The sequence below is a fragment of the Psychrobacter sp. 1U2 genome (assembly GCF_051847575.1).
This window is the reverse complement of the sequence record NZ_JBPYDC010001500.1, coordinates 1-588: the sequence shown is the minus strand read 5'-3', so window position 1 is coordinate 588 and position 588 is coordinate 1. Positions and strand designations below refer to the sequence as shown.

Genomic DNA, 588 nt, shown 5'->3' with positions numbered 1-588 from the left:
AACCAGGTGGTAAAAATGCATATCCACCCGCTTCAAGATGATGTGATACGCCTTCTATGGTCATGTCCATCTCACCTTCGACGACGAATATGACACCTTCAGCCTTTGCATCTAGCTCAGGTTTTTCTGAGCCGCCATTAGGTTCAACTTCGACGATATATTGTGAAAAAGTTTCAGAAAAACCTGTCAGTGGGCGTGCAATCACCCACATGCGCATACCTTGCCAAAACGGTAGGTAGCTGATAACAATATCAGTGAGCACACGTTTGGGAATGATGGCATAAGCTTCAGTGAATATAGCGCGGTCAGATAGTAATTGCGTTTGCGGAGGCAAGCCGCCTGTAGGGGCGTAATAAGTACTTTTTGTTGACATAATTGATGTTCCTTAGCAGTTTTGTGTCACGATAAATTTGTATTTAAACTCATAGAGCAAAGAGGAGTTATATCTGTAAAATTATGAATCATCTAACTTCTAAACAGTATTAGCCTTTGCTCTATTTGACCTAGCTTGCTCAGTAGCGACATCAATGCAAACTTCCCAATCATCAATCTCAAATTCATGGCAGTTATTGCCCTCACCATTAATGC

The 588-nt window shown here is 41.7% G+C and carries 1 protein-coding gene; it reads right to left on the bottom strand.

Translation table 11 applies throughout. The features are described 5' to 3' along the window. The coding region (locus tag ACS8FD_RS22840; protein WP_439277539.1) for a cupin domain-containing protein at positions 1–373 on the bottom strand (373 nt) is incomplete at its 3' end. Positions 374–588: the final 215 nt, after the last annotated feature.